General features: G+C 40.3%; 3 protein-coding genes. All 3 read right to left on the bottom strand.

What is annotated here, in order from left to right:
* Nucleotides 1–105: 105 nt before the first annotated feature.
* Nucleotides 106–2,676 (bottom strand): collagen-like protein, encoded by a 2,571-nt coding sequence (locus DXB58_RS27250; protein ID WP_233527381.1) that lies wholly within the window; start codon nucleotides 2,674–2,676, stop codon nucleotides 106–108.
* Nucleotides 2,677–2,687: 11 nt separating this feature from the next.
* Complete coding sequence (locus DXB58_RS27245) at nucleotides 2,688–8,249, bottom strand: leucine-rich repeat domain-containing protein (protein ID WP_122138859.1); 5,562 nt, start codon at nucleotides 8,247–8,249, stop codon at nucleotides 2,688–2,690.
* Nucleotides 8,246–9,114: hypothetical protein (locus DXB58_RS27810; RefSeq protein WP_158571592.1), on the bottom strand; the 869-nt coding region annotated here is incomplete at its 5' end. The genes DXB58_RS27810 and DXB58_RS27245, both read right to left, overlap by 4 nt.

Genomic DNA, 9,114 nt, shown 5'->3' with positions numbered 1-9,114 from the left:
CCATTTGATTGCTTCCAAGCCACCTAAAGCTCCAAGTATTGTTAGCCAGTCGTTTAGTTCCATATTATCTATTACTTAATATTTTAGCACTATATGTTTATCACTCTACACATTTACATACCATACAATATATTTTTTCCCATCAATTCCATTTTTGGCAACAGCAGTACATCTGACCATACCATTTCTATTTACTGGATAACGACTAGATATGGCCACTCCTTCTGAATTGTAAAAGGACCCCAAGCTTGTATTATTTACATTACTCCCCAAACCAATTTTTGCTCCATTGTTTCCATATACTAATTTTATAGCATTACAATACCATGAAGAAGAAGATGATGATGAATATTTTGCATCAACCAAGATCGTAAATGTTGCACCAGCAATATCTAACGTATTTGGGAGAGCAAAATAAGACACTCTGTCATTAACTTTATCTATAGTAGTTATATGTTGAACAATTATATTGCTACTTCCATACCAATCCATATTTTCGACAAAACGATAATCAATATCACCTTCCGTATTCATTTGAACACCGCTAGTCTCTACAAAACTATTTTTACATATCGCATTGAAAGTAATAAAACTTTTACCCCATTTAATCAATTCGCTTCCATTAAAAGCATTTCTAACAAACCCCTCACCTAATCCAAATTTGAATAGAAGACTTTCTATCGTTCCGTTTCTATTCATCCGTGTTATATTACTACCACTAAAATATTCTCCTGATATTTTAACCGACTCACTGTATATGGAATTCTCATCTATATGCCAGCCACCTATATTACCAGCATTAGATATTACTCTTCCTTCAAACTTACATTCTTTATTGATCGGATCAAGCGAAAACACAATCTCATTATCCACAAGTGCAAATACTCCTGAATGCTTAGTCCCATCAGCAGATGTAAGGCAGTCTTTACCTTGCAGTATTCCAGTAAGTAATGTTGTCCCTTCCGAATTAACAGTTTTTGTTCCTGAAAACATTTTAGGAGTCACAATATACTCTTCACCTAATTCTGTTGCATAACCATTCCACTTCTCAATCCACGGAAGAAGATTTGCATCCTTACCAGTCTCTCCCTTAAGTCTTATAGGATTTCCCCATTCACCTGAATCTGCACTTTCCGCAACTTTTTGAGAAATCCAAATCACGGATGCGGTTGAATCCGTGTGCCAGCCTTCCATTGTACCATCACCTGTAGGTTTTGCGGGTTCTTTCTCACTATCATTATAAGTTATATAAACTCTCATGCCATCCTTCCCATCTGTGCCATCGGTTCCGTCGACACCGTCATTCCCATCTGCAACCATTAATGCCCATGCCGTTCCGTTGTATATATATACCCGGCCATTATCCGTATCACGATATGCCCAATTCTTTTGAGGATTATCGGGAGGAATTGAAGAATCCCCTTTCCACACAATATCAAGCCCGTCATTTCCGTCTTTACCGTTTATTCCGTCCAGCCCATTCTTTCCATCCGAACCGTCAACGGTCATAACATACCATGCATTATCTTGATAAACATAGCATTTCTTATCTGTTGTGTTACGATAATACCATCCGTTTTTAGGATTATCAGGATGAGAAGAATATTCTCCTTTATACATAAGACTTATTCCATCTTTACCATTCACCCCATCGGCACCGTCTATACCATTGTATCCATCCTTCCCATCCTGACCATCTTTACCGGGTTCACCATCTTTACCGTTTGTTCCGGGTTCACCTTTCAAATTCTCTTTCGCTTCATCTGACAAATTATCCCATGTGAGAACAACATCCCGCATTGTACATACATATTTTCCCTCCACTAATGCCCAAGAAATTGCACCACCGGCTATGTGCCCCGATTTATCCGGTTTAAATAAGGCTGCACCACATCCAAATTCAGCACTACCATCCGGATATATACAGTAAGTAATGTTCTCATCATTATCGACTCCTTTAATCATACCATTCATGCTATAAAAGCCTTTAAGCCCATTACTGCCTGGAATATCACCCCCAACACGAATTTTTACTTTCCCATCCCAGTTCTTGCTATTGATATCAAACATCACATCAATAGCAGGCTGCCCAGTTTCGTCAGCATGAAGATAAATAGCCGATTGACGAGCTTTATTCTGCGAGTTACCAAATTGTATTAGTTCGTCACCCGCTGCTGGCGGATAAATAACATTACCAGCTTCATCAAAATCGAATTCAGATAAAGGAATGTGCAAGGTCTTTGTCTCCACATCGACAGAATCAACTTCGACATGATAAAGCTTTGTCTTGTCACCGACAAATGTCTGACAGCGTACAAAGTCGTGCGCTACGATACTCATATCCTCATCCTCCAACACTATGAGGTATTCTGTACCATCGTCAGAAATACGAGCGGACTTTACTTTTCCATGCCCTTGACTTATTGTTTGTGCACCAATGATAGCCCGAATCTTACTTATCAACATTTCAAAAACAATCATAGTTTCACGGACCACGATTGTATCAATCTCCAGTTTCCATTTACCAGTCATGTACTCCCAAAGTTTCCAGCCATGTCCTGCAAAGCCGGACATGAAATCTTCCACATACTCTTTTACTCCATTCGCCAATTTTTGTCCTGTCTCTTTCACCGAACAGAGAAAGCCGTAAAACTTACCGTTACTTAATATTGCCATATTGTTTATATTTATTCATTATACGATGATAGTGGATATATTCTACTGGAATACTGTGACCACCAACTATTTCCTTTATAAGTTTCAACTGAATCGTCCGGAACATAAATCTTACAAGCAGCATTGAAGCCATAACCCAGATTTGCGGATGAACATGCAGGTGGGACACTTGAAGAAATCTTCAGATAAATCATAGACTTGCAATCATAGAATAAATCGTTACCAAACGAAGTAACCGAAGCAGGTACTTCCAATCCGGTTAATACGTTACACCCACGAAACATAAGTTTACCTAATAGAGTTAGTCCATTAACAGGTAATATTACAGTCTTCAGACTGGAGCAGTAATCAAAGAAGTTATCCATACCCTCGCTGATTATTTCGTCAGGAAATTCGAAGCTTTCTAAAGAACCGCATTTTTCAAAAATGGACCATCTTAGTTTTAAAGGTTTCATTCTACCACTTTCAAACTCAACTTTCTTTAAATTAGGACAACCTGAAAAAATAGACTGCTGCATATATTCAACATATTTAGGAATAGTCATTTCTTCTATCGCTGTCCCTCTGAAAGCTTCAAAAGCAATCTCTGTTACATAGGGAGGTAGTATGAAAGATTTCAAATTAGAGCAATATTTTAATAAACCCGGTTTAATCATTGAGATGGATGTCATGTACTGAAATTCATCAAAGTACATTATTTGAGTATTATTACTGAAAGGAGTACCAAACTGTGAATCTGTTATATTCGCCAATTGCGCTTTAATAATACCAGTACCATCACCATAATTCCCAACCATGTAAGAACCTACGAAATCGTCTTTGAATCGTAGATAAAATTCACCTGTTATATTAAGGACTAGCCGATTGAAATAACTACGAAGAGCTATGGCTGTATCTTCATAGCAATTCGTATTGATATGAAGCGTTCCATCAAGAACCGGGCGAGGATCATCACCAGCTACACCGGAACTGTTAAGCCCAACATAAGTCCCGTCTGCCAACTTTCCAAGGTTATCAAGCATCTCGGCTCCATTCTCATTATAGGTATATTCCCCAAACACTGCACGCACACGTTTAAGGGCATGCGCTTCTCCCTGTTCCTGCTGTGCATCCATGATCTTGATTAAAAGGTCAACCGGATTAAGTTTCGGACAATCACTGACAAAGAAGTCCGTAATCTTTCCGGCACAATCATCGATAAGCACTCCCTCCTGTTTCAACAGAGGGAAGTTCTGTAATGTCAAATACCTGTTCGTGGATGGATATTGAACCAGTTCCAGACACCCGCCTTGCGGAAGCCTTATCTGTGTCAGTGACGTTCCATCAGCCCAAACTCTACGTAAATGCGTACATACAGAAAGGTCAAGAGAACCGGCCAACGTGGCTATGTTAGACAAAAGGATAGATTGCAGAGATACACAATCCGAGATAGTAAGTCCCGTGATCGCAATAACAATCCGCTCTGTACGGCTTCCCAGCTCTAATTCACGTAACATCCTTCCCTTGATGATAAGATTTCCGTTTACGTTTTTATCATGCCACTTACCAATACTCATCAGCCAACTGGCTCCCTGAATGATATTCTGCTGGTCACCTGTGCCACCCAGGTCTATTATCATTCTGCATACCTGTCCGGCCTTTGTCCTGCTACCCTTTACAATTGATGTACCGTTTGCAATAGTGGGATACATATCGATGGCGGGAATTATATCATAGGCGATAGCGTTTCCGGCAGCACGAACATTTATTGAATCTGTTCCATTTGCAGAATACTCCCCAAAACTATATTTTGAAGACATATACTGGATGCGCTTTTTCATCCATGCCGTTTCCGCGCTGTATAAATCCCCTAGTTCCTGTGTCAATGGGTCAGTATCATTCGTGTATCGTCCGGCATTCATCATTAGCTTGGCATTCTCATAGCGTTTGGAATCTTCATTCACAGTTACAGCCGGAAAATACTCTTTCACGTTGAGATAGTATTTCTGGTACCATGCATAAACTTTTTCTGCATGAGTACCGGATTTCAAGCCGCCTAATACCTCCATAGCCGACATCATAGAACGCATCCCTGCAGCAAGTTCGTCCGGAAACGCCAGTTCCAACAGATTCCAGAACACGGAAGTTTCTCCATTCCAGACAGGAGCTCCGGTATCATAACTGTCATGTACTTCGACATAATACCCCTTTCGGAGTTGTCCCTGATTGGTGATAGGCATTATTGTATCAAGGTCGTCCTGTCTCCATTTCCATTTACAGCCTTCTCCAAAACAATATGGGTATGTGTTTTTTGCCCGGTTATCGGTAGCAGCAACAAATTCGGTAAAGTTGTGATGGTATATTGCGTCGGGAATATCAAAGTAGGTTTTAGCTTCAGCTCTGAATTTGGCAATACGGGCGTTGATGAAAAGTGTATTCAGTTCATCATTTGTTTTCCCCGCCAAATCAGCACTTGATAAACCGTACCCCTTATTTACAAGTTGGTGTATCAGGTTTATTTGTCCTTCACCTATGTCGGATGGTATGAACTGTTTTTCTGCAGCTTCATAATAATACAGGTTATACAGATTTGTATCACCCGGCTTTGCGATCCAGTATTCTACACCATTCTCTTTATAACCGGATGCGTCAGCATTCAATTCAGCCAGCGTCCCATTAAACGGCTGAATTCTGCTCGAACAGGAATACACAAGATTATAGGCCGGTATCCAGTATTTTATATTCTCCGGAAGTCCACCGTCAAGACCAATGCTGTTTTCTCCATTGTATTGCCATGACTCTTCATCTTCGTTATATGTAATTCTTCCCGTATTCCAAGGTACGCGAAACAATGCCGGAAGTGGGGAGTTATCCGCTCCCTCAATAGAGATAAGGCCGGGAAACAAATCGGTATCATAACCAAAACAATACTTGTCCCCCTTGTCCGGACCACCAGTAAACTCACCCATACAGGTGTATACTATTTCACCCTCGTCATTAAGTTCCTTGCGGAAAGCCATAAATGGCTCCTGATAGACAGAAACACGGACTTTCGGATCAAGGGCCATTGCTTCATTAGTGAGTCCGAGCTGTTTATACAAATCCGTATATGAATTAACCGAACCAGCCTTGTGGTCCTGCATGGATGATGCCCAGTTTTTCTTGAATGTAACGGATGCACATGCAGGAACGTTATCAAACATGATAAACTTCTTTGTGGTTGTTGACCCGTCAGCATAAGTAATAACAGACTTTGTCTTGTCAACTTTACCCTTTTCATTCCATTCCCAGTATTTTTTAGAAGATGTGCCCTGACCACTCATTTCCACATTGGTGATGGTCACGTTTCGTTCCGGGCGGTTTACATATTGTATTTCAAGTGTACCTGTTCTCTTTGCTGTATCATAATAAGACGGGAATATATTATCAAATACAAAGACATTCATTTTTGCCCTTATGGCATCGAAGTCTAACTGTGTGGCCATTGCGTCATAAAGATTGTTATTCTCGCTTTCTTCAACCTTTTCATCGGTACCGGGCAACCAATTGATATAATTCTTATGTACTGCGTTGGAGCCTAGTCCGGTTTCATATATACGGATTCCATAGACATCCACGTCAGCATAGTCAGAACCTATAATTATATCTCCATTCTGCGCCCAATAATCATTTGATTCGTAAAGGAAAGTACGATTCTTTTTTCCATTGATATAAATAGAGCAAAGATTAAATCCGGTATTTCCATACATATTCGGCGAAATGGTCATGGCTATCCTAACACGTACACCATCATCGGTTGGAATTGATTGTAACTCCTCATTTTTAAGAGACTGGCTACACGGCCAGATGTTGTTTGCATAAATATTAAGTCCGGTAAATCCTTTTCCATCCGGTACCGACAAAGTTATAATAGGCTCGGAGTAGTCGGTAACATTATAAATCTTATAATCCAGTTCAATGGTTTTCCCATTACGGGCACTTTCTATTTCAAAAGGCTTGTAACCGATATCCAACAAACTTCCGGCCATCATTCTTAATACACGGTTTCCGTCACTGTCTACAGTCCATCCGTCGTTATTCCAGTTCATGCCTTCCCATTCGGCTGCGATTTGAGAACTGTCTATTTCATTGATAATCTTTTGGTAATTTGACTGACTATTAGTACGTGTACGCGGGTTCATGTAAAAGACTGATCCGGCCGTAGCGGAAAAGCCGGAAGAGTTGCTCACAGGGAAGATCATTGTATCGGTCAAAGGCTCTCCATTATCCGATACGGCTACAGAGATTTCAAAGTCCGTATCATCGACGGTTTCAATCTCCATTGCATAAGAGAAGCTATTTTTCGTATTAGTGGGTATCGTACTCTCCTCACTGGTATATACGGTAAGATTATCCATTCTAATGGAGAATGTGCCACTTGTAGCCGTAGCATCACCATCATAAACTGAATATTCAAAAAGTTTATTGTTCGACCAGTTGGATGCTTTTTCTGAAAGATTATTCACACACATCAGCTTCACCTGCTCGCCTTCCGATGCGCACATGATATTGAAAGACACCGTTTTGGTTTTGATGGTGCCATCGGAGTTTTCAAGATAAACGGATAATTTGTATACACCCGTCTGTCCGGGGTGGTCAATAGAGAAATTCAAAGCGGTATCCGTATAGATAACGTTTCCCAGCACTTGTTCATACGCTTTGGCGTAGTTTTCTCCCTCAAGGGTGACTTTAAGTGTCTTGTTTACATTTCCGGATATATAGAGAGGAATAGAAATTGTCCCGGAATATAATGTCCACCACTGGAAAGTATCAGCCTTGACAGACAATGATGTCATCGTTACATTATAAGTATAAGCCGGAGTGGCCTGTCCGGTCACTTCACCGGTTATTTTAACCATGATTGAGTTGGCCCCATTCGCAAGATACTCGGCTATATCAACTTTTGTGGCAGTAATGGAGTTAACCATCAGGGTTTTTATCAGGGTATAGTCTGCACTGACAGAGTTTTTTATGAATATCTCACACTTGCCACGTTCTCCGGTATTCTCGTAAGGATCATTATAGCTGTAACGTTCCTGTGAAATGAATGTGAAATTTAATACGCAAGGTTCACCCTTTTGTGAAGTAAAGGACTTATCACCATTATTTTGGACACGGATATAGTATTGAACTCCGGTTGTGGAGTCAAGACGCTGGTAGATATCGTTGACAGAATCTTGCAAACTGTCTATTTCTTCTGAATGAATTGCGATAACTTCTTTATCCGCATCGGTAAAGTCATTGGTAGATAAATCTTTTCCGTCCACTTTATCTACTTTTTCGTCAATAAGTTCCCGAAGTACGGTATCATCAAAATTTGTCTGATAATCTACCCATTCGCCATTTTTATATTGATACTCCTTATCTGTCTCTTTTACATAGACGACACAGCCTTCTGTCAATCGGTCGGCTGTAATGGCATTCCTTGCGTCAATAGTAGATACCTCCTTATGACCACCTTGACCATAAATAGAATAGTGCGTAGGATATACGTCTCTACTTGTGCCCGGAACAATAGGGGAATATACATTGGTTCCCTTCAATTCTTCACTCATTTCACCTCAATATTTAATACACCCGTCTGGATGCTATTTAAACGATAAATAGTGTAACTCTCTTTGTGACCGAAAGCGTTTGTAACTTCACGAGTTTCTTCTTTCCAGTCTGTATTACGCAATCCTCCAATCCAGAACTGAATACCGGATACCATAGATGTAGGAAGGATGTAATAAGGATACTTACCACCGGTACAATCGAAAACAGTAGAGCCTTGCGTCCGGCCAGCCCATGTGTTTGATAAAGACAAAATCTCATCATTTGTCAATGTTCCGCTTGCGGACACTCCGTAATACTTCTTCACCTTAAATTGTGCTGATACGGACTTTGTATATGTCTGTCCGCCTTGTATCGCTTTCAGAGTATAAGTTGCATCCGTAGCAACATTTGCGTATTGCTTTGCCCTGATTCCGATTAACAGTGATTCATTGTTGATTGATTGTGATTCAATATCCCGATCATAAGTCCATGACAGAGATATTGTTTGTGAACTGCCTTTCTCATAAGTTCCACCTCCTGATAGTGTCATAGTAAACGGAAAGACTTTCGACATGAGTTGTGAGACTTGAGAGAATAAAGTGGTATTAATTGTCCAACCGGAAGCTCCGGCAAGACGTACAAGCAAATCGTCCGTATCTGATATCTTATCTGCTTCGTCAGTTACGTTATCAAGTTCACCTAATGTTACCGCACCACCTGTAGCAGTACGCATTTCCTCAATAAATACATCTTCGTTCTCTTCTACAATACCATCCTCGAACTCTTCCGATAATAAAGACATCAGCATAGGTTCTACAACTTCTGTCTTACGAACAACCAAACCGTTATTAGCTTCAATTAGCTCTTTAGATATTAAACCTTTTA

This window comes from Bacteroides sp. OM05-10AA, assembly GCF_003439055.1.
Lineage (GTDB): Bacteria > Bacteroidota > Bacteroidia > Bacteroidales > Bacteroidaceae > Bacteroides > Bacteroides intestinigallinarum.
This window is presented reverse-complemented; position numbering and strand designations above follow the sequence as displayed.